Raw genomic sequence first — 18,791 nt, 5'->3', positions numbered from 1 at the left:
CCGCTGTCGAGATAAAGGTAGCCGCTCCCCAGGGTTTCGAAATAGAAACGATGGAAACAAATCGTTTCGGAAATCGTCATGTCGAAACTTCCCGACTTCGAGGCCTGGGCGGTGTTCGCCAAGGTCGCCGAGACCGGCGCCTTCGCCCGCGCCGCGAGCGAGCTGGACCTCTCCAAGGCCACGGTCTCCAAGGCGGTCAGCCGGCTGGAAGCGCGCATGGGCGCCAGCCTGTTCCACCGGACGTCCCGGCGGCTGTCGCTGACCGAGAGCGGTCGCGCGGCGCTGGAGCGGGCCAACCGCATCCTGGCCGAGGGCGAGGCGGTGGAGATGGAGACTGCGGCCCAGTCGGCGATCCCGCGCGGCCAGGTGCGGCTGGCCGCGCCGATGTCCTTCGGCCTGCTGCATCTCGCCCCGATCCTGCCGGACTTCCTGGCCCGCTATCCGGAGGTTTCCGTCGATCTCAACCTGGCCGATGAGAGGATCGACCTGGTAGCCGAGGGCTACGACCTGGCGATCCGCATCGCGCGGCTGGCCGACTCCTCGCTGCTGGCCCGGCGGATCTGCGAGATGCGGATCATGCTAGTGGGCGCGCCCGGCTATTTCGAGGCCTATGGCCGGCCGGCCCATCCGCGCGACCTCGCCCACCACCGGGCTTTCACCTACTCGAACGTCGAGAGCCCGGAGACCTGGCGGTTCAGCCACGCCACGGATGGAGACGAGACCGTGACGGTCAGCGGGCAGATGCGGGTCAACAATTCGGAGGCCCTGGGCGCGGCCCTCCGCGCCGGGCTGGGCGTGGCCTTGCAGCCGGAGTTCATCTGCTGGCGCGACCTGCTGGACGGCGGGCTGGAGGCGGTGATGTGCGACTGGAGCCCGCCGCGGCCGGCCCTGCACCTGGTCAGCCCGCCGGGGCGCCTGCGCCCGGCCCGCGTACAGGTGCTGTTCGATTTCCTGGTGGAGCGGCTCGCCGCGGCGACCTGGACCACGAACGCCTAGCTGTTGGCGGCCAGGAAGCCGGCTGGATCACGGGTGAACTGGGCGAACGCCCCCAGGCAGCCCTGCCAGACACCGAGGTGCTGCTTCATGTCCTCGGCGGTCATCCGCGAGGTGAGCAGGGTCGAGTACATGACATTGGGCTTGCCGTCCTCGCCCGTGAAGCCGCGGCAGGCGAACTGGGTGCGGTTGAAGAGGTTCATATGGGCCAGGGTCGGCGTCTGGCGATCGAAGCCGGTGGAGAAGGCCACCCCGGCGCAGGCCTTGCCCTTGGCGTCGCAGTTGGCGAACTGCATCCCGAAGCCGCCGCCGGGGGTGACCACCTTCATGGCGACCTGGCCCTCGCCGCCGCGGGCGGTCTCCGTCTTGACGCCGGCGCCGGCCAGCAAGGCCGCGACCGCGGCCGGGTCGCGGGCGTCGAAGCCAGGCTTGGCGACGGCTTTCGGGGCCGCGGGCTTGGCGGCGGCGGGCTTGGCCGGCGCGGTCGCGGCGGGTCCGGCGGCCAGGAAGGCGAGGATGGCGAACAGGGCGAGGCGCATCGGTCGGGCTCCAGGGCCGCTCAAGTCCACTGGCTAGCAGACGGAATTAAGGCGCCCGTGACAAGCCGCCGCCGGCCGCATTAACTGGGGCCATGCGTTGGATTTTCGCCGTACTCGCCCTCGCCCCCCTGCCGGCCCTGGCCCAGGAGCGCAGCCCCGAAGGGCGCCAGGCCCTGGCGGAACTGGCCTATGTTCTGGGCGAGAGCCACGCCTTGCGCCAGGCCTGTTCCGGGACCGGCGACCAGTATTGGCGCAACCGGATGATCCGTCTGGTCGAGGCCGAACAGCCCGACGCCGGGCTGGACCGCCAGATCAAGGAAGGCTTCAACGCGGGCTTCGTCGCCCGGCGCAGCGAGTTCCCCCGCTGCGGCCCGGGGGTGAAGCGCGCCCAGGTCGCGGTGGCCGGCCACGGGCGGGACCTCTCCGCGCGCCTGGCCCGCGCCAAGGTCGCTGTGTCGGTCGCCGAATCCGAGCCTTCAACGGACATGGCGGAGCCTGCCCGCCCGCGTTAAGCTTCGCCTCAGGTTCTCGGGGAGGTTGTCATGGAGCTTACCGCTTCACTCGTATTCTTGGTGCTGGCGCTGGTGATCCTGTTCGCCGCCATCAAGATCGTGCCCCAAGGGCGCGAGTTCACCGTTGAACGGTTCGGCCGCTACACCCGCACCCTGAAGCCCGGCATCACCTTCCTGGCGCCGTTCATCGAGGGGATCGGCCAGCGGATGAACATGATGGAGCAGGTCCTCGACGTGCCCCAGCAGGAGGTCATCACCAAGGACAACGCCGTGGTGAAGGTCGACGGCATCGTCTTCATCCAGGTGATGGACGCCGCGGCGGCCGCCTACCGGGTCGACAATCTCAACTACGCCATCGCCCAGCTCTGCATGACCAACCTGCGCACCGTGGTCGGCTCCATGGAGTTGGACGAAGTGCTGTCGCAGCGCGACCAGATCAACACCCGCCTGCTGCACGTGATCGACTCGGCCACCAGCCCGTGGGGCGTCAAGGTGGCGCGGATCGAGATCAAGGACCTGATGCCGCCGCCGGACATCACCAACGCCATGGCGCGCCAGATGAAGGCCGAGCGCGAGCGCCGGGCGGTGATCACCGAGGCGGACGGCGAGAAGTCCGCCGCCATCGCCCGCGCCGAGGGCGCCAAGCAGGCCGCGATCCTGGAGGCCGAGGGCCGCCGCGAAGCGGCCTTTCGCGACGCCGAGGCCCGCGAGCGTGAGGCCGAGGCCGAGGCCAAGGCGACCACCATGGTGTCGGAAGCCATCGCCCGCGGCGACGTCAACGCCATCAACTATTTCGTCGCCCAGAAATATGTCGAGGCCTTCGCCAAGCTGGCCGAGAGCCCGCATCAGAAGACCGTCATCGTACCCGCCGAGATGTCGGCCCTGGTCGGCTCCCTGGCAGGGGTTGGCGAACTGGTGAAGTTCATCAAGAGCGACACCCCGCCGCCGCCCAGGCCGCCCGCGCCGCCAGCAGCCCGCCGCCCGGCGGTTCCGCCCACCGGAGCCTGAGGAGCATGGACATGTTCGCCCAGATCTACGCCGATCACACACTCTGGGTCTGGTTGGCCCTGGGGGCCGCGATCCTCGCGGTCGAGGTGGCCACCGGCTCGGGCTGGCTGCTATGGCCCACGGCCTCGGCCGGGGTTGTGGGCCTGCTCAGCGGGGTGCTCGACACGCCGGCCCAGGAGATCGGCCTGTTCGCGGGCCTGACCATCGTCTCGACCCTGCTGGCGCGCCGGTTCTGGCCAGCAAGGACCGTGGAGGTCGCCGACATCAATGACAATGTCGCGCGTCTGGTCGGCCACCGCGGCAAGGCCGCCGCGCCCTTCGACGGGCGCTCGGGCCGGGTGCTCATCGACGGCAAGGAGTGGGCCGCCGAACTGGACGAGGGCGAGAGCCTCCCGGCCGGGGTCGATGTCGAGGTGATCGGCCTCAGCGGAGGATCGAGGCTTCGGGTTCGGGCTGCTCGCTGATTTCGCCCAGGAAGGTCCGCAGCGAGCGCAGGAACGGCAGGGCCTGGCGGAACTCGTTGTCGGTAAAGCCCTCGCGCAGGGCGTCCATCTTCCACTTCATATCGCGCAGGATCTGTTCGTAGACCTGGGCCCCGGCCCGGGTCAGGCGGACGCGCTTCTTGCGGCGGTCCTTCACATCGGCCAGCACGCAGACAAGGCCAAGCGCCTCCATCTTCTGCAGGATGTTGGTGATCGCCCCCTTGGTCATCATCATCGCCTGCGCCAGCTCCGCCGGCGTCTGGCCATCGCCTGACCGGGTGAAACTCATCAGCATCTCGAAATGGGCGTAGGTCACGCCGGGCGGCAGGTGCGCGCTCACCGAATGGCGCATCAGGTGTTCGATGATCCCGATCTCGTTGAACACGGCGACGTCGGGACGGTCTTTCAAGGCTGGCGGCATAGGCCCCCTCCAGTCGTTTAATCTTGAACTAGATGGTGTGTCCTTCCGCACGGTCAAGATCGCTATCCGAACAATGTTCGCCGGCTCAACATTTCAGCGTTCCGTCAAATTTGTTTGGCGTTGGACGCAACCGGCCCCGGCTGATGAGGGCCGTAGAAATGTGGGAGGGAAGAAATGACCAAGGCATGGATGGTGTCTGTGTCGGCGCTTGCGCTGGCCTGCACGACGCCGGGCTGGGCCCAGGCGCAGAATACCGAGGGCTCGCTGCTGGACGAACTGATCGTCACGGCCCAGAAGCGCGAGGAGTCGGTCCAGGACGTACCGATCGCTGTATCGGCCTTCAGCGAGCAGACCCTCAAGGCCCAAGGCATCGACACCGGCGGCCAGCTCGTGCAGTCGGTGCCCAATCTCAGCTTCACCCGTCGGGCGCTGCGGACCAATTTCCAGATCCGCGGGGTCGGCGCCCAGCTCATCTCCCTGTCGGGCGACGACGGGGTCGGCATCCACCACAACAACGTGCCGCTCACCGCCAACCGGCTGGCCGACGCGGAGTTCTACGATGTCGAGCGGGTGGAGGTGCTGCGCGGGCCGCAGGGCACGCTCTACGGGCGCAACGCCACCGGCGGGGTGGTGAACATCATCACCAACAAGCCGGCGGATGAGTTCGACGCCTCGATCACCGCCGAGTTCGGCAACTACAAGGCGCTGAAGTACCAGGCCTTCATCAATGTGCCCCTCGGCGACAGGCTGGCCTTGCGGGCCGCGGGCTTCGCCCTGCAGCGCGACGGCTACACCAGCAACACCCTGAACGGTCAGGACATCGACAGCCGCGATATCTGGGCCGGTCGGGTGACCCTGGCGTTCACGCCCACCGAGACCCTGCGCGGCTTCCTGCTGTGGGACAGCTTCTCGGAGGACGACACGCGCGGCGCGCGCAAGCAGCTCTGCGTCAAGGATGTCGGCCTGACCTCGGTGCTCGGCGTGCCCACCGGCGCGGCCCAGGCCGGCCTGACCCAGGGCTGTCTGCCGGCCTCGGTCTACGATCCCAACGCGTTCGGAACGACCAACCAGCTCTCCACCTTCACCGGCATCCTGGCGCGACAGATCGGCCTGCAGCCGGTGGACTCTTTCCTGGGTAAGACGATCTCCCGCGACCTGCGTGAGGTAGAGGTGCTGGGCCGTCCGACCTATCGGCCCCGCACCGAACTCTATGAGGCCAATATCGAGTGGGACATGACCCCCTCGCTGACCCTGACCTCGCTCACCAGCTATAACGAGAACGAGAACTACTCCCGCGGCGACTCGACGGGCGGCTATTCGTCCGTGGTCTTCCCCATCGGTCCGCGCGCCCCGGACGGCTTCCTGAACGATCCGCAGATCGGGCGCGTGGACCGGCTGGTCAGCGAGTCCGGCGTGATCGGCCACTCGGAGCAGTGGACCCAGGAGGTGCGGTTGCAGTCGAAGTTCGACGGACCGCTCAACTTCAATATCGGTGGGATCTATCTCGACTACGAGGCGCTCAACTTCACCTATGTGGCGGCCAACGCCGCCACCGCAGCGGTCAAGCTGCTGGTGCCGACCGCCTATGTCGACCCGTTGAAGGAGCCGGACTTCTCGGGCCACAACTACTTCGTCAGCCGCACCGAGTACCGACTCAAGTCCAAGGCGGTGTTCGGCGAGCTCTACTGGCAGGCCACCGAGACCCTGCGCGCGACGCTCGGCCTGCGCTACACCGACGATGAGAAATGGACCCGCGGCTCCGGCTCGACCCTGTTCACGCCGGGCCGCGGACCGGTCTTCACCGCGCCGCAGGTCGTGGAGTTCAAAGAGACCACGGGTCGGCTGAACGTCGACTGGTCGCCGGACCTCAGCTTCACCGACGACACCCTGATCTACGGGTCCTATTCGAAGGGCTATAAGGGCGGCGGCTTCAATCCGCCCGGGGTCGTCATCCTGGGCCTGAAGACGGAATACGAGCCGGAATTCGTCAACGCCTACGAGTTCGGCCTCAAAAACACCCTGTGGGACGGCCGCCTGCTGCTGAACCTGACGGCCTTCCACTACGATTATCAGGGCTACCAGATCGGCCGCAGCGTCAACAAATCGGTGTTCAACGAAAACATCGACGCCAAGATCAAGGGCCTGGAGCTGGAGTCGGTCTGGGCGCCGATCGACGGCGTGAAGCTCAACGCCAATATCGGTTATCTCGACACCAGCATCGAGAAGGGCCGGGTGATCGACTCCTTCAATCGGACCCAGGGCAATCCGGCCTACGTCTATGGGAACTCGACCACCGGCGGCTGCATCGTCAACGCCGCGGGCCTGGCCTCCATCCTGCAGGCGCCGGGCGGTCCCGCGACCATGGCCAACCGGGTCTGCTCGGGCGCGGCCTCGGTGACGGCGGGACTGGTGGCGGCGGGCAATGCGCCGGCCACGGCCGCGGCCCTGGCGGCCGGCGCCTACACCTACGGACCGGGCGTTTCGCTCTATACCGGCGGGGTCGGCGAGGGGGTGCTGCAGGACTTGAAAGGCAATGAGCTGCCCAATGCGCCGAAATGGACGGTGTCGCTCGGCGCCCAGTATCGCTGGGAGCTGCCCGGCGCCTGGACCGCCACGCTACGGGGCGACTACTATCGCCAGTCCGACAGCTTCATGCGCTACAATAACGCCAGCTTCGACGGCATCCGGGCCTGGGACAACGTCAACGCCAGCCTGATCTTGGCCAATGCCGACCTCGACCTCAACATCCAGGTCTTCGTGAAGAATCTTCAGGACGAGGACACCATCGTCGGCTTCGACATCGCCGACGAGAACCTGGGCGCGACGCGCAGCATCTTCCTGCTCGATCCGCGCCTCTATGGGATCGCGATCACCAAGGGGTTCTAGGACAGGGCTCCGGCGGCTTGCCCGCCGGAGCTTCCGTCAGGCGGGGAGGGCGTCCTTCAGGCCTTGGCGGGCCAGGGCGTCGGCGCGTTCGTTGAGTTCGTGGCCGTTGTGGCCCTTCACCCAGCGCCAGGCGACGTCATGGCGCAGGCGGGCGGTGTCGAGGCGCTTCCAGAGGTCGTCGTTCTTGACCGGCTTCTTGTCGGCGGTCATCCAGCCGCGCTTCTTCCAGGCGTGGATCCACTCCGAGATGCCCTTCATCACGTAGGTCGAATCGGTGTGCAGCTCGACCTTGCAGGGTTTCTTCAGCGCCTCCAGCGCCTGGATGGCGGCCATCAGCTCCATGCGGTTGTTGGTGGAGGCGGGCTCGCCGCCGCAGATCTCGCGCACATGGTCGCCCGAGATCAGAACCGCGCCCCAGCCGCCGGGGCCGGGATTCCCCGAACAGGCGCCATCGGTATAGATCACCACTTGGGGCGTCACGCGGGGTCTCCGAACAGCACCAGGTCCGGCGCGGAACGGTGGACCGCCAGCTTGCGCTCGTATTCCAGCGGGTCCTTGGGCCTGACCAGGGCGCCGGCCGGGGTCGCCCCCCAGTCGTGCAGCCGCGTTAGGAAGAACCGCATGGCCGCCCCATGGGCTAGGACCGGCAGGGCCGCGCGCTCGGCGTCCGACAACGGCCGGCGGCTTTCGTAGCCGCCGATTAGCGCGCGCGCGGAGGTAATGTTGAAGCTGCCGTCCGGCTCGAAGCACCAGGCGTTCAAGGCCACGGCGATATCGTAGGCGAGCGCATCGACGCAGGCGAAATAGAAGTCAATGGCGCCGGCGAACCGCCCGCCGTGGAAGAAGACGTTGTCGGGGAAGTAGTCCTCGTGGATCACGCCGGTCGGCAGACCCGCGGGCCAGTTCGCCGCGATGCGTTCCAGGTCGGCGCGGATCGTGGCGGCGAGACCGGGCTTCAGCGCCTCGGCGTCACCCGCAAGCCCCTCGAACATTCCCGTCCAGGCCGCCTGGCCCAGGTCGTTGGCGCGCCGGTTCGGATAGCCCTCGGCCGCCTGATGCAGCCAGGCCAGACCCGCACCCGCCTCGCGGCAGTGGGCGGCGGTGGGGCGGCGCACGGAAAGCCCCGGCAGAAAGCTGATGATGGCGGCGGGCTTGCCGCGCACGCGCTTGAGGGTCTCGCCCCTCCGGTCGGCGATGGGAGTAGCGCTGGGAAAACCGCGGTCCGCCAGCCAGTGCATGAGCCCCAGGAAGAAGGGCAGGTCCGCCTCGCGCACCCGCTTCTCGTAGATCGTCAGAAAGTAGCGGCCGATCTCGGTCTCCAGCAGGAAGTTGGAGTTCTCCACGCCCTCAGCCACGCCTTTCAGCGAGACGGGCGCGCCGAGGTCGAAGGCGGAGAGCAGCTCGGTGAGCTCCTCGTCGGTGATGTCGGTGTAGACGGCCATGCAGGCGCCGGGATGCGGGAGGCAGAGCGAGCGGTCAAGACGCCATGGATCGGCTCGTGCTAGATTGCCCCGGTTGGAGGCTCCCAATGATCGCATTGAAGCTTGAGCAGAGAGGGCCCGATGTCGTGGCCGTCTTTGACGACGAGACGCGCGCCGTCCTCAAACTGGAGGTGGGCGACGTCATCCATGTCGAGCGGACTCCGCACGGGGTCACCGCCACCGCCGAGCTCGACATCGACCACGAGGTGCGGGCCGGCCGCGGCCGCGCCTTCCTGAAACGCTACAACAAAACCTTCCAGGCTCTGGAAACCTAGGCGCTCAACAGCCGGGGCAGCTTGAAGCTCACCGTTTCGCGTACGGTGTCGACGTCTTCGACCGTGACCTCGAAGGCTTCGCCCAGGCGGTCGATCAGACCCTGGACCAGATCCTCCGGGGCCGAGGCGCCAGCCGTGATCCCGACGGTGGAGACCCCTTCCAGCCAGGACAGGTCCAGGCCGGCGGCGTCATCGATCAGATGGGCGGTCTGGGCGCCCGAGCGCCGCGCAACCTCGACCAGTCGAACGGAGTTCGACGAATTGGCCGAGCCCAGCACCAGCAGGACCTCCGCCTGAGACGCCACGGCCTTGACCGCGTCCTGACGGTTGGTGGTGGCGTAGCAGATGTCTTCCTTGTGGGGCGCGGAGATCTCGGGGAAGCGTTCCTTCAGCGCCGCCACGATCTCGGCGGTGTCGTCCACCGACAGGGTCGTCTGGGTGGCGAAGGCGACATTGGCGGCGTTCTTCGGCGTGTAGGCCCGGGCGTCCTCGACGGTCTCGATCAAGGTGACCGCGCCGTCGGGCAGCTGTCCCATGGTGCCGACGACCTCGGGATGGCCGGCATGGCCGATCAGCACGATCTCGCGGCCGGAGTCGAAGTGCCGTTGCGCCTCGACGTGCACCTTGGAGACCAGGGGGCAGGTCGCGTCGAGATAGAGCATCTGGCGGCCCTTGGCCTCGGCGGGCACCGACTTGGGCACGCCATGGGCGGAAAACACCACCGGCCGGTCGGTGGGGCACTCCGACAATTCCTCGACGAACACCGCGCCCAGGGCCTTCAGCCGGTCCACCACATGTCGGTTGTGGACGATCTCGTGGCGCACATAGACCGGAGCGCCATACTTCTCGATGGCGCGCTCGACGATCTGGATGGCGCGGTCGACACCGGCGCAGAACCCGCGCGGCGTGGCCAGCAGGACCTTGAGCGGACGGCGGGGACGGGGCTCTTGCAACATGGCGACAAACTAGGGGCTCGCAGGCTTCGCCGCCAGCCGCGTTGCGGCCTCAATCGATAGCCATTAGTAGGAGACCGACCGCGGGGGCCGGAGACGGCCCTTAGCCCTTCATGTTTGGACGACCCCCAATGCGCCGTTCCCTTCTGCTCGCCGCCGGCCTCTCCCTGGCCGTCACCGCGGTTCCCGAGCTTGCCGCCGCCCAGCGCCGCCCCAACGACCAGGAGCGCCAGGAGCAGGAGGCGGCCAAGAAGAAGAAGCGCCAGAGCGAATGGAGCGACGTCCAGGCGCCGCTGCCGGCCCTGCGCAACGCCGGGCCCTGCCCCTATGTGAAGGTGCTCTACGACGCCGCGCGCTATGTGGAGTTCAAGGACAACCGCGAAGCCTCGGCCAATGTCGCCTATTCGGGCGAGATCCAGGGCATCTCGGCCGGCTGCCAATACAAGGACAGCGACCCCATCAAGGTGACGATGGAGGTGCTGTTCGAACTGGGCAGGGGCCCGCAGGCGACCGCCGACACCAAGAGCTACCGCTACTGGGTGGCGGTGACCAAGCGCAACGACAGCGTCATCACCAAGCAGTACTTCGATCTGCCGGTGAAGTTCGCCGAGGGCCAGGACCGGATCTACGCCACCGAGGAGATCGGCCAGATCACCATTCCGCGCGCCACGGCCACCACCAGCGGCGGCAATTTCGAGATCCTGGTCGGCTTCGACGTGACGCCGCAGATGGCCGCCTTCAACCGGGACGGCAAACGCTTCCGGGTGAACGCCGGCCAGGCCACGGTCGCGGGCGCCGCCGAACCTCGATGAGCGATCTGAAGCGGGGCCTCAGCGAAGCGGTCGGGACCGCCTTCGCCGCGGCGGGACTGCCGGCCGAACTCGGCCGCGTGACGCCGTCCGACCGGCCCGATCTCGCCGACTTCCAGTGCAACGGCGCCCTGCCGGCCGCCAAGCGCGCCCGGCGCAATCCGCGCGAGGTGGCCGCCGAGGTCGTCGCGGGCCTGGCGGGCGATACGCGCCTGGCCGGCGTGGAGATCGCTGGACCCGGCTTCATCAATCTCAAGCTCAGCGACGCGGCCCTGTCGCAGCGGGCCCGGGAGATCGCCGCCGATCCGCGGCTGGGCGCCGAGCCGGTCGCCGCGCCGCGCAGGGTCCTAGTCGACTACGGCGGGCCCAACGTCGCCAAGCCCATGCATGTGGGCCACCTGCGGGCCTCGATCATCGGCGAATCGATCAAGCGCATCTACCGGTTCCGGGGCGACACCGTGGTGGGCGACGCCCATTTCGGCGACTGGGGCTATCAGATGGGCCTGCTGATCGGGGCCGTCACCGACGAGAAGCCGGCGGTGAAGCAGGCGGTCGACGCACTCAACGCCGGCGAGGCCGTCGAAGCCGAGGCGTTGGCCACCTTCGAACGCGAGGTCAGTCTCGCCGACCTGGACCGGCTCTATCCGGAGGCCGCCGCGCGCGGCAAGTCGGAGCCGGACTATCGCGATCGCGCCCGCAGGCTCACCGCCGAACTCCAGGCGCGCAAGGCCGGCCACTTCGCCCTGTGGGGGCACTTCGCCAAGGTCACCCAGGTGGCCCTGGAGCGCGATTTCCATGCGCTGGGCGTCGATTTCGACCTCTGGAAGGGCGAGAGCGACGTCGACGAACTGATCGCCCCCATGGTCGAGGAACTGGACGCCAAGGGCTTGCTGGTCGACGACCAGGGCGCGCGGATCATCCGGGTGACCCGTCAGGGCGACAAGCGCGAGCTGCCGCCGCTACTCGTGGTCTCGTCGGAGGGGTCGGCCATGTACGGCACGACCGACCTCGCGACCATCGTCGACCGCAACGCGACCTTCGGCCCCGACCAGGTGCTCTATGTGGTCGACCAACGCCAGGCCGATCACTTCGAGATCGTCTTCCGCGCCGCCCAGATCGCCGGCTACGCCGCTGAGGGCCAGCTGGAGCACGTGGGCTTCGGCACCATGAACGGGACCGACGGCAAGCCCTTCAAGACCCGCGAGGGCGGGGTGCTGAAGCTGAACGACATGATCGTCATGACCCGTGACAAGGCCCGCGAGCGGCTGCACGAGGCGGGTCTCGGCGCCGAACTCGATCCCGAGGCCTTCGAAGAGACCGCCCACAAGGTGGCGGTGGCGGCGCTCAAGTTCGCCGACCTGCAGAACTTCCGCGGCACGTCCTATGTCTTCGACCTGGACCGCTTCTCCAGCTTCGAGGGCAAGACCGGTCCCTACCTGCTCTATCAAGCGGTGAGGGTGAAATCGATCCTGCGCCGTGCGGCCGACGAGGGCGTCGAGGCCGGCGAGATCACCATCTCCGAGCCGGCCGAGCGCGACCTGGTCCTGCTGCTGGACGCCTTCGACCAGGCTCTGGCCGACGCCTATGACAAGAAGGCGCCGAACTTCCTGGCCGAGCACGCCTACAAGCTCGCCCAGACCTTCTCCAAGTTCTACGCGGCCTGCCCGATCATGACCGCCGAGCCGACGGTCCGGGCCTCGCGCCTGGCGCTCGCCCAGACGACGCTACGCCAACTCGAGCAAGCCCTGGACCTGCTGGGGATCGAAGCGCCCGACCGGATGTAGGGCCCGGCGCGACTTGGCGCATTGACTTGGGCGCCCTGTTCGAACAGGTTCCGCCTCGACTCTCGCGGGAGAGATCGGGCCTTTCGGGGTCCGGAGCCGAAGGCGCAACCGCCCCGGAAACGCTCAGGCAAAAGGACCGCGCAGAGCTGATGAACGCTGGAAAGTAGGCGCCCCCGTTCGAGGGCGCTCGCCGAAGGAGCAGGGGGTCTTCCGACACGTGGAGGGCTCTAAATCTCTCAGGCATCAGGGACAGCGGGGGCGCATGCGTTGCGGGAAGCCTTCCCGTGCGCGCGCGAAATCATCAGCCGGAGTCCAAGCGTGTCCGACGAGACCCTGAAGACCACACCGCTCAACGCCGCGCATATCGCCGCCGGCGCGCGGATGGTGCCCTTCGCCGGCTATTCCATGCCCGTGCAGTACAGGGACGGGGTGCTGAAGGAGCATCTCTGGACCCGCGAGAACGCCGGCCTGTTCGACGTCTCTCACATGGGCCAGGCCCGCCTGCGCGGGGTCTCGCCGCTCTCGGCCTTCGAGGAGATCACCCCCGGCGACTTCATCGGGCTGAAGCCCGGCAAGCAGCGCTATTCTGTCCTGCTCAACAAAAAGGGCGGGATCATCGACGACCTGATGGCCGCCCGGCCCGACGACGACGGCCTGTTCGTGGTGGTCAACGGCGCCTGCAAGGACAACGATTTCAAGGTCATCGACAACGAGCTGGCCGGCCAGGTGCGGATCGACCGCCTGGAGGACCGGGCGCTGATTGCGCTGCAGGGGCCCAAGGCCGCCGAGGTTCTGGCTGAGCATGCGCCCCAGGCCGCTAGGATGGTCTTCATGGACTCGGCCTCGTTCGAAGCCTTCGGGACCGACGTCATCGTCTCGCGCTCGGGCTATACCGGCGAGGACGGCTACGAGCTCTCGGTCCCAGCCGCCGAGGCCGAGCGGGTCTGGAACCTGCTGTGCGCCGACGAGCGGGTCCGGCCCATCGGCCTGGGCGCCCGTGACAGCCTGCGCCTGGAGGCCGGCCTGCCGCTTTATGGTCACGACGTCGACGAGACCGTCAGCCCTATCGAGGCCGACCTGGGCTTCGCCGTCTCCAAGAAACGCCGCGACGCCCGCGACTTTCCGGGCGCCACCCGCATCGCCAAGGAACTGGCCGAGGGGGTGAGCCGCAAGCGGGTCGGCCTGACCGTGCTGGAAGGCGCCCCGGCCCGCGAGGGCGCCGAAATCGCCGACGAGGCTGGGAACGTGGTCGGGGTCGTCACCTCCGGCGGCTTCTCGCCCTCGCTGGGCAAGCCCATCGCCATGGGCTTCGTGCCCCCCGCGCTCGCCGCGGCCGGCACGAAGCTGAAAGTCATCGTCCGGGGCAAGCCGCAGGCGGCGGAAGTCACCGCCATGCCCTTCGTTCCCCACCGCTATATCCGCAAGCTCTGAGAAGGACCGCCCAGATGCGTTTCACCAAGGACCATGAATGGGTCGTCCTCGAGGGCGACGTGGCCACCATTGGCATCACCGCCTACGCCGCCGACCAGCTGGGCGACGTGGTGTTCGTCGAGACTCCCGAGGCTGGCAAGACCGTGAAGGCTGGCGACGGCCTGGCGGTGGTCGAGAGCGTCAAGGCCGCGTCCGACGTCTATGCCCCGATCTCCGGCCAGGTGGTCGAGGGCAACGCCGCCCTGGGCGACGCGCCCGAGACGGTCAATGACCAACCGGAAAAAGCCGGCTGGTTCGCGAAGATCAAGATCGCCGACAAGGCTGAGTACGAGGCCCTGATGGACCGCGCCGCCTACGAAGACTTCCTGGGGACCCTGTAAGACCCATGCGCTATCTCCCGCTTACCCCCGCCGACCGCGCCGAGATGCTCGGTGTCATAGGCGTCGGATCGATCGACGACCTGTTCGCCGACGTTCCCGCCGCCGCCCGCAAGGCCGACCTGTTCGACCTGCCGCTGCATGCGGGCGAGTTGGAGGTGGAGCGGGAACTCTCGAGCTTGGCGGCCATGAACCGGCCGGCGGGGGCGGGACCCTTCTTCTGCGGGGCGGGCGCCTATCGCCACCACGTGCCGGCCACGGTCGACCACGTGATCCAGCGTTCGGAATTCCTGACCAGCTACACGCCCTACCAGCCGGAGATCGCCCAGGGCACGCTGCAGGTCCTGTTCGAGTTCCAGACCCAGGTGGCCGCCTTGACCGGCCTCGAGGTCGCCAACGCCTCGATGTACGACGGCTCCACGGCCTGCGCCGAGGCGGTGATGATGGCCCAACGGGTCACCCGCCGTAAGAAGGCGGTGGTCTCGGGCGGCCTGCACCCGCACTACGCCGCCACCACCCAGACCATCGCCCATGCCGAGGGCATGGACATCACCCGCCTGCCGGCCGCCATCGACGCCGAAGCCGCGGTGATCGAGGCCATCGACGCCGAGACCGCCTGCGTGGTGGTCCAGACCCCCAACGTGTTCGGCGTGGTGACCGATGTCAGCAAGATCGCCGAGGCCGCACACACCGCCGGGGCCCTGCTGATCGTGGTGACCACCGAGACCGTCTCCTTCGGCCTGCTGAAGTCTCCCGGCGAGATGGGCGCCGACATCGCCGTGGCCGAGGGCCAGTCGATCGGCAACGGCCTGAACTTCGGCGGCCCCTATGTCGGCCTTTTCGCCTGCCGCGAGAAGCTGGTCCGCCAGATGCCCGGCCGCCTGTGCGGCGAGACGGTGGACGCCGAGGGCCGGCGCGGCTTCGTGCTGACCCTCTCGACCCGCGAACAGCACATCCGCCGCGAGAAGGCGACGTCGAACATCTGCACCAACTCGGGCCTCTGCGCGCTGGCCTTCACCATCCACCTGTCGCTGCTGGGCGAACGAGGCTTGCGCGAGCTGGCCGAGCTCAACCACTCCAAGGCCCGCGAGCTGCGTGACGCGCTCGCCAAGGTCGCGGGCGTCGAGATCCTGACGCCGCGGTTCTTCAATGAGTTCGCCATTCGCCTGAGGGGCGACGCAGCGGCCACGGTCGAGGCCCTGCTGACCGACGGGATCGTCGCCGGGGTGCCGTTCTCGCGCCTGGCGCCCGAGGCCGGCATGGACGACGTCCTGCTGGTCGCCGCCACCGAAACCACCACCACGACGGACATCGCCGCCTTCGCTGACGCCCTCGCCCGGAGGACCGGCCAATGACCATGCTCAATGTGGGCCGCCCGACCCGTCCCGAGGCCGTCCTCGAGACCTCCCACCGGTCGCTGAGCGGCGGGCGCGGCCTGTTGCAGGACGAGGCCCTGATCTTCGAGATGGGCGGCTGGAACAAGACCGGCGTCGACCTCGCGCCCGCCGAGCACGACGCGTCGGACCTGGGCGACCTGGTGCGCACGGCGCCCATCGGCCTGCCGGGGCTCTCCGAGCCCGAGGCCATGCGCCACTACGTCCGGCTCAGCCAGAAGAACCACGCCATCGACCTGGCGCTCTATCCGCTGGGCTCGTGCACCATGAAGCACAACCCGCGCCTCAACGAGAAGATGGCGCGGCTGGCCGGCTTCGGCGACCTGCATCCGCTCAGCCCGCAGTCGACGGTCCAGGGCGCCCTGGCCCTGATCGACCGCCTGGCTCATTGGCTAAAGACTCTCACCGGCATGCCTGCGGTGGCCATGTCGCCCAAGGCCGGCGCACACGGCGAACTCTGCGGCCTGCTGACCATCAAGGCGGCGCACGAGGCCAACGGCCAGGGCCATCGCCGCACCGTCCTGGTGCCGACCTCGGCGCACGGCACCAATCCCGCCACGGCGGCCTTCGTGGGCTATTCGGTGGTGGAGATCGCCCAGACCGACGACGGCCGGGTCGATATCGCCGACCTGGCGGCCAAGCTCTCGCCCGACGTGGCGGCGATCATGGTCACCAATCCCAACACTTGCGGCCTGTTCGAGCGCGACGTCATCGAGATCGGCCGCCTGACCCATGAGGCGGGCGCGTATTTCTACTGCGACGGCGCCAACTTCAACGCCATCGTCGGCCGGGTCCGCCCCGGCGACCTGGGTGTCGACGCCATGCACATCAACCTGCACAAGACCTTCTCCACGCCCCATGGCGGCGGCGGGCCGGGTGCGGGCCCGGTGGTGCTGTCCGCGGCCCTGGCGCCCTTCGCGCCGGCCCCCTGGGTGGTCTCCGACGGCGAGGGCTTCAAGCTGGTCGAGGGCGCCGAGGGCGACGCCGCCCAGGCCTTCGGCCGCATGAGCGCCTTCCACGGCCAGATGGGCATGTTCGTCCGCGCCTACGCCTACATGCTGAGCCATGGCTCCGACGGCCTGCGCCAGGTGGCCGAGGACGCCGTGCTGAACGCCAACTACATCAAGGCCAAGCTCTCGGCCGTGATGACCCCGGCCTTCCCGGACGGCCCGTGCATGCACGAGGCCCTGTTCGACGACGCCTGGCTGGAGGGCACCGACGTCACCACCCTCGATTTCGCCAAGGCGATGATCGACGAGGGCTTCCACCCCATGACCATGTATTTCCCCCTGGTCGTGCACGGGGCGATGCTGATCGAACCGACCGAGACGGAGTCCAGGCAGGAGCTCGACCGGTTCTGCCACGCCCTGGTCCTGCTGGCCCAGGCGGCCAAGGCGGGGGATGTCGATCGGTTCAGGGGGGCGCCCTACCTCGCGCCCCTGCGGCGGCTGGACGAGACCCTGGCGGCCCGGAAACCCCGCTTGACGTGGAAACCGGAACTCGCAGGTGTGTCTCCGGCGCCGATTGCAGCTGAATAGCAACGAATGGACGAAATTTAACTGCAGGGTCGTCTTTACGACTCCCTAGTACGTTCTCATATCGAAGTAAGCCCGACCGCCGGTCCTCCCCAAGAACGGCGCGCGGGCGCTACACCCAGGTTGAACGTACGTGTCCTACGCCATGCCCAGCATGCGCGCTCATCGCGCGCCCGACGACGCCAACCGCGAATTCGCGGCGCGACTCGTGCGCGCTGGTTTCGTGGCCCTGGGCGCCTTGATCGTCCTGCTCGGCGTGCTGATCGCCCCGATCCCGGGTCCCGGCGGCATTCCGGTCATCGTGGTCGGGCTGATGGTCATCCTGCGCAATTCGTTCAAGGCGCGGCGCCACTTCGTGCGCCTGCACCACGCCCATCCCCGCGTGATCTCGCCGCTCCGCCGCCTGCTGCGGCGCAGGAAGCGGCAGGTTTCCCCGGCCGAATAGCCGCACCAAATAAAAAACGGCGGGCCGCGAGGCCCGCCGTTTTCGTATCTGGATCCGGCGAGCCTATTGCAGCTTGGTCGCCAGCTGCTTGATCGCGCCGTCGACCAGCGGATCGCTGGAGGCGCCGACCAGCCGCTTGACCAGGACGTCCTCCGCCATCTGGGCGGCGAACTCGGCGGCGGCGGCCTTGACCTCAGCCGCGGCCTGGGCCTCGGCGTTGGCGATCTTGCGTTCGGCCAGGGCGCCGCGGCGCTTGATCTGGTCTTCGAGATTGGCCTGGGCTTCGATCGCCATGCGCTTGGCGTCTTCCTGGGCGTTGGCCAGCATTTCGGCCGCGGTCGTCTCGGCCGCATCGCGCTGGCGCTTGATGTCGTCCAGCAGCGCCTGGGCTTCGTTGCGCAGGGCAGCGGCTTCGTCGAGCTGAGCCTGGACCTTGGCGCCGGCGTCGCCGAGCGCCTTCCAGGCGAACTTGTGCACCCCGGCGAACACCAGGATGCCAAGGAAGACGACGAGGGCGACGCCGACCCAGAAGTGCGTGTCGAGCAGCAGTTCCATCGTCTATCCCTTCGCCACGGCGGCCAGCTCGGCCGGAGTGGCGGCCTTGCCGGTGAGCTTCGCCACGATCGCCTGGGCGGTTTCGCGCCCGATCGTGGCGACATTGGCCATGGCCGCGTCGCGAGCCTTGCCGATACGCGCCTCGGCTTCGGCGGCGACGACCGCCAGCTTGGCTTCTTCCTCGGCGAGGCGAGCGGCGATCTCGGCCTGGCCCTTGGCCCGAGCGTCGGCCGCCACCTTCCGCGCCCTGGCGTGGGCCAGGGTGGTCTCCGCCGCGGCGGTCTGGGCCTGGGTGTCGGCCTCGTCCTTCATGCGGCGAGCGTCGGCGATGTCGCCGGCGATCTTGCCTTCGCGCGCCTCGATGGTTCCGCCCAGCTTCGGCGTCGTGAAGAAGCGCATGAACGCCATCACGACGAAGAACATGATCAGGAACCAGGCGATCTGCCCGGGCCACTGGGAGAAGTCGAATTGCGGCAGGCCGCTGGACTCGTGTCCAGCCGCCGCGCCTTCGTGAGCGCCCGCGGCCCCGGCCTCATGGCCGGGCGCGGCGGGTTCGTTACCCGTCGCGGCAGCGTCGTCGTGAGATTGCATCGCCATGGGGCGCTCGGTCGCAGGCTTAGGCGAACAGGATGATCAGCGAGACCACGAAGGCGAACAGGCCCATGGTTTCGGTCAGGGCCATGCCCAGGAACAGCATGGTCTGCTGGCTGGCGGCGGCGGCCGGGTTGCGGATTGCGGCTTGCAGGTAGTTGCCGAACAGGGTGCCCAGGCCGATACCGGCCCCGATCATGCCCGAGGTGGCGAGGCCAGCGCCGATAAGCTTCGCGGCTTCAGCTTCCATTTGAATAGTCCTCTTGAGAAGTAGCTTGGGTTAGTGGCCGTGACCGAAGTTCACGACCTCGTTGAGATAG

General features: G+C 68.2%; 20 protein-coding genes, 1 pseudogene and 1 riboswitch. Of the genes and pseudogenes, 13 read left to right on the top strand and 8 right to left on the bottom strand.

Features of this window, described 5'->3' with window-relative positions; all coding sequences use genetic code 11:
- The first annotated feature begins 78 nt into the window (after positions 1 to 78).
- Positions 79 to 996, top strand: coding sequence for a LysR family transcriptional regulator (locus Q8Q88_RS15155; RefSeq protein ID WP_305676024.1), 918 nt, complete (start codon positions 79 to 81; stop codon positions 994 to 996).
- On the opposite strand, the gene Q8Q88_RS15150 is transcribed toward Q8Q88_RS15155, so the two are convergent.
- Positions 993 to 1,532: a YbjN domain-containing protein gene (locus Q8Q88_RS15150; RefSeq protein ID WP_305676023.1), complete on the bottom strand. Its 540-nt coding sequence runs from the start codon at positions 1,530 to 1,532 to the stop codon at positions 993 to 995. The genes Q8Q88_RS15155 and Q8Q88_RS15150 overlap by 4 nt on opposite strands.
- 92 nt (positions 1,533 to 1,624) lie before the next feature.
- Between Q8Q88_RS15150 and Q8Q88_RS15145 the strand changes: the two genes are divergently transcribed.
- The 3 genes and pseudogenes from Q8Q88_RS15145 to Q8Q88_RS15135 all read left to right on the top strand — a co-directional run bounded on the left by Q8Q88_RS15145 (position 1,625) and on the right by Q8Q88_RS15135 (position 3,516).
- Positions 1,625 to 2,044 carry a TIGR02301 family protein gene (locus Q8Q88_RS15145; RefSeq protein ID WP_305676022.1) on the top strand — a complete coding sequence of 140 codons (420 nt, stop codon included), beginning with the start codon at positions 1,625 to 1,627 and terminating at the stop codon, positions 2,042 to 2,044.
- Between the two features lie 30 nt (positions 2,045 to 2,074).
- Positions 2,075 to 3,033 (top strand): annotated as a pseudogene (locus Q8Q88_RS15140) (SPFH domain-containing protein); the annotation flags it as partial.
- Positions 3,034 to 3,063: 30 nt separating this feature from the next.
- Positions 3,064 to 3,516, top strand: coding sequence for an NfeD family protein (locus Q8Q88_RS15135; RefSeq protein ID WP_305676020.1), 453 nt, complete (start codon positions 3,064 to 3,066; stop codon positions 3,514 to 3,516).
- Here the strand turns inward: Q8Q88_RS15135 and Q8Q88_RS15130 are convergent.
- Positions 3,476 to 3,955: a MarR family winged helix-turn-helix transcriptional regulator gene (locus Q8Q88_RS15130; RefSeq protein WP_305676019.1), complete on the bottom strand. Its 480-nt coding sequence runs from the start codon at positions 3,953 to 3,955 to the stop codon at positions 3,476 to 3,478. The two genes, Q8Q88_RS15135 and Q8Q88_RS15130, sit on opposite strands and share 41 nt — an antisense overlap.
- 174 nt (positions 3,956 to 4,129) lie before the next feature.
- Here Q8Q88_RS15130 and Q8Q88_RS15125 point away from each other — a divergent pair, with 174 nt between their 5' ends.
- Positions 4,130 to 6,841, top strand: a complete 2,712-nt coding sequence (locus tag Q8Q88_RS15125) for a TonB-dependent receptor (RefSeq protein ID WP_305676018.1) — start codon at positions 4,130 to 4,132, stop codon at positions 6,839 to 6,841.
- 36 nt (positions 6,842 to 6,877) lie between these two features.
- On the opposite strand, the gene rnhA is transcribed toward Q8Q88_RS15125, so the two are convergent.
- Both rnhA and thrB read right to left on the bottom strand, forming a co-directional pair.
- Positions 6,878 to 7,321, bottom strand: coding sequence for a ribonuclease HI (gene rnhA / locus Q8Q88_RS15120; protein ID WP_305676017.1), 444 nt, complete (start codon positions 7,319 to 7,321; stop codon positions 6,878 to 6,880).
- Positions 7,318 to 8,283: a homoserine kinase gene (gene thrB / locus Q8Q88_RS15115; protein ID WP_305676016.1), complete on the bottom strand. Its 966-nt coding sequence runs from the start codon at positions 8,281 to 8,283 to the stop codon at positions 7,318 to 7,320. The genes rnhA and thrB overlap by 4 nt, the downstream gene beginning before the upstream one ends.
- An 86-nt stretch (positions 8,284 to 8,369) precedes the next feature.
- Here thrB and Q8Q88_RS15110 point away from each other — a divergent pair, with 86 nt between their 5' ends.
- Positions 8,370 to 8,597 (top strand): hypothetical protein, encoded by a 228-nt coding sequence (locus Q8Q88_RS15110; RefSeq protein ID WP_305676015.1) that lies wholly within the window; start codon positions 8,370 to 8,372, stop codon positions 8,595 to 8,597.
- Here Q8Q88_RS15110 and ispH read toward each other — a convergent pair.
- Positions 8,594 to 9,553, bottom strand: coding sequence for a 4-hydroxy-3-methylbut-2-enyl diphosphate reductase (gene ispH / locus Q8Q88_RS15105; protein WP_305676014.1), 960 nt, complete (start codon positions 9,551 to 9,553; stop codon positions 8,594 to 8,596). The two genes, Q8Q88_RS15110 and ispH, sit on opposite strands and share 4 nt — an antisense overlap.
- Before the next feature lie 128 nt (positions 9,554 to 9,681).
- Here ispH and Q8Q88_RS15100 point away from each other — a divergent pair, with 128 nt between their 5' ends.
- The 7 genes from Q8Q88_RS15100 to Q8Q88_RS15070 all read left to right on the top strand — a co-directional run bounded on the left by Q8Q88_RS15100 (position 9,682) and on the right by Q8Q88_RS15070 (position 17,325).
- The gene (locus Q8Q88_RS15100; protein ID WP_305676013.1) at positions 9,682 to 10,362 is read left to right on the top strand and encodes a Tat pathway signal sequence domain protein; all 681 of its coding nucleotides are present in this window, start codon (positions 9,682 to 9,684) and stop codon (positions 10,360 to 10,362) included.
- The gene (gene argS, locus Q8Q88_RS15095) at positions 10,359 to 12,143 is read left to right on the top strand and encodes an arginine--tRNA ligase (RefSeq protein ID WP_305676012.1); all 1,785 of its coding nucleotides are present in this window, start codon (positions 10,359 to 10,361) and stop codon (positions 12,141 to 12,143) included. Before Q8Q88_RS15100 ends, argS begins: the two co-directional genes overlap by 4 nt.
- A 55-nt stretch (positions 12,144 to 12,198) precedes the next feature.
- Positions 12,199 to 12,292, top strand: a riboswitch (glycine riboswitch).
- A 169-nt stretch (positions 12,293 to 12,461) separates the two neighbouring features.
- Positions 12,462 to 13,574 carry a glycine cleavage system aminomethyltransferase GcvT gene (gene gcvT, locus Q8Q88_RS15090; RefSeq protein ID WP_305676011.1) on the top strand — a complete coding sequence of 371 codons (1,113 nt, stop codon included), beginning with the start codon at positions 12,462 to 12,464 and terminating at the stop codon, positions 13,572 to 13,574.
- A gap of 14 nt (positions 13,575 to 13,588) precedes the next feature.
- Positions 13,589 to 13,954 carry a glycine cleavage system protein GcvH gene (gcvH, locus tag Q8Q88_RS15085; protein WP_305676010.1) on the top strand — a complete coding sequence of 122 codons (366 nt, stop codon included), beginning with the start codon at positions 13,589 to 13,591 and terminating at the stop codon, positions 13,952 to 13,954.
- A 5-nt stretch (positions 13,955 to 13,959) separates the two neighbouring features.
- A complete protein-coding gene (gcvPA, locus tag Q8Q88_RS15080) occupies positions 13,960 to 15,306 on the top strand; it encodes an aminomethyl-transferring glycine dehydrogenase subunit GcvPA (RefSeq protein WP_305676009.1) in 1,347 nt (448 codons plus the stop codon).
- Entirely contained in the window at positions 15,303 to 16,883 is a 1,581-nt protein-coding gene (gcvPB, locus tag Q8Q88_RS15075) for an aminomethyl-transferring glycine dehydrogenase subunit GcvPB (protein ID WP_305676008.1), read from the top strand. The genes gcvPA and gcvPB overlap by 4 nt, the downstream gene beginning before the upstream one ends.
- Before the next feature lie 130 nt (positions 16,884 to 17,013).
- Positions 17,014 to 17,325, top strand: coding sequence for a hypothetical protein (locus tag Q8Q88_RS15070; RefSeq protein ID WP_305676007.1), 312 nt, complete (start codon positions 17,014 to 17,016; stop codon positions 17,323 to 17,325).
- Between the two features lie 63 nt (positions 17,326 to 17,388).
- Here Q8Q88_RS15070 and Q8Q88_RS15065 read toward each other — a convergent pair whose 3' ends face one another.
- Genes Q8Q88_RS15065 through Q8Q88_RS15055 form a run of 3 tightly spaced genes read right to left on the bottom strand, consistent with a single transcriptional unit; the run spans position 17,389 to position 18,721 of the window.
- On the bottom strand, positions 17,389 to 17,880 hold the full coding sequence (locus Q8Q88_RS15065; protein ID WP_305676006.1) for an ATP F0F1 synthase subunit B: 492 nt from the start codon (positions 17,878 to 17,880) through the stop codon (positions 17,389 to 17,391).
- A 3-nt stretch (positions 17,881 to 17,883) separates the two neighbouring features.
- A complete protein-coding gene (locus Q8Q88_RS15060) occupies positions 17,884 to 18,477 on the bottom strand; it encodes a hypothetical protein (RefSeq protein WP_305676005.1) in 594 nt (197 codons plus the stop codon).
- A gap of 19 nt (positions 18,478 to 18,496) precedes the next feature.
- Complete coding sequence (locus Q8Q88_RS15055) at positions 18,497 to 18,721, bottom strand: F0F1 ATP synthase subunit C (RefSeq protein ID WP_254834544.1); 225 nt, start codon at positions 18,719 to 18,721, stop codon at positions 18,497 to 18,499.
- Positions 18,722 to 18,791: the final 70 nt, after the last annotated feature.

The sequence above is a fragment of the Phenylobacterium sp. genome, from assembly GCF_030697925.1.
GTDB lineage: Bacteria > Pseudomonadota > Alphaproteobacteria > Caulobacterales > Caulobacteraceae > Phenylobacterium.
This window is presented reverse-complemented; position numbering and strand designations above follow the sequence as displayed.

What these genes read in the sequence shown, in the direction of transcription:
- Q8Q88_RS15145 (WP_305676022.1), top strand. Translation starts at nt 1,625, where the DNA reads ATGCGTTGGATTTTCGCCGTACTCGCCCTCGCCCCCCTGCCGGCCCTG.
- Q8Q88_RS15065 (WP_305676006.1), bottom strand. Translation starts at nt 17,880, where the DNA reads ATGGAACTGCTGCTCGACACGCACTTCTGGGTCGGCGTCGCCCTCGTC.
- gcvPB (WP_305676008.1), top strand. Translation starts at nt 15,303, where the DNA reads ATGACCATGCTCAATGTGGGCCGCCCGACCCGTCCCGAGGCCGTCCTC.
- Q8Q88_RS15060 (WP_305676005.1), bottom strand. Translation starts at nt 18,477, where the DNA reads ATGGCGATGCAATCTCACGACGACGCTGCCGCGACGGGTAACGAACCC.
- argS (WP_305676012.1), top strand. Translation starts at nt 10,359, where the DNA reads ATGAGCGATCTGAAGCGGGGCCTCAGCGAAGCGGTCGGGACCGCCTTC.
- thrB (WP_305676016.1), bottom strand. Translation starts at nt 8,283, where the DNA reads ATGGCCGTCTACACCGACATCACCGACGAGGAGCTCACCGAGCTGCTC.
- Q8Q88_RS15100 (WP_305676013.1), top strand. Translation starts at nt 9,682, where the DNA reads ATGCGCCGTTCCCTTCTGCTCGCCGCCGGCCTCTCCCTGGCCGTCACC.
- Q8Q88_RS15150 (WP_305676023.1), bottom strand. Translation starts at nt 1,532, where the DNA reads ATGCGCCTCGCCCTGTTCGCCATCCTCGCCTTCCTGGCCGCCGGACCC.
- Q8Q88_RS15135 (WP_305676020.1), top strand. Translation starts at nt 3,064, where the DNA reads ATGTTCGCCCAGATCTACGCCGATCACACACTCTGGGTCTGGTTGGCC.
- Q8Q88_RS15055 (WP_254834544.1), bottom strand. Translation starts at nt 18,721, where the DNA reads ATGGAAGCTGAAGCCGCGAAGCTTATCGGCGCTGGCCTCGCCACCTCG.
- Q8Q88_RS15125 (WP_305676018.1), top strand. Translation starts at nt 4,130, where the DNA reads ATGACCAAGGCATGGATGGTGTCTGTGTCGGCGCTTGCGCTGGCCTGC.
- gcvPA (WP_305676009.1), top strand. Translation starts at nt 13,960, where the DNA reads ATGCGCTATCTCCCGCTTACCCCCGCCGACCGCGCCGAGATGCTCGGT.
- Q8Q88_RS15110 (WP_305676015.1), top strand. Translation starts at nt 8,370, where the DNA reads ATGATCGCATTGAAGCTTGAGCAGAGAGGGCCCGATGTCGTGGCCGTC.
- ispH (WP_305676014.1), bottom strand. Translation starts at nt 9,553, where the DNA reads ATGTTGCAAGAGCCCCGTCCCCGCCGTCCGCTCAAGGTCCTGCTGGCC.
- gcvH (WP_305676010.1), top strand. Translation starts at nt 13,589, where the DNA reads ATGCGTTTCACCAAGGACCATGAATGGGTCGTCCTCGAGGGCGACGTG.
- Q8Q88_RS15155 (WP_305676024.1), top strand. Translation starts at nt 79, where the DNA reads ATGTCGAAACTTCCCGACTTCGAGGCCTGGGCGGTGTTCGCCAAGGTC.
- Q8Q88_RS15130 (WP_305676019.1), bottom strand. Translation starts at nt 3,955, where the DNA reads ATGCCGCCAGCCTTGAAAGACCGTCCCGACGTCGCCGTGTTCAACGAG.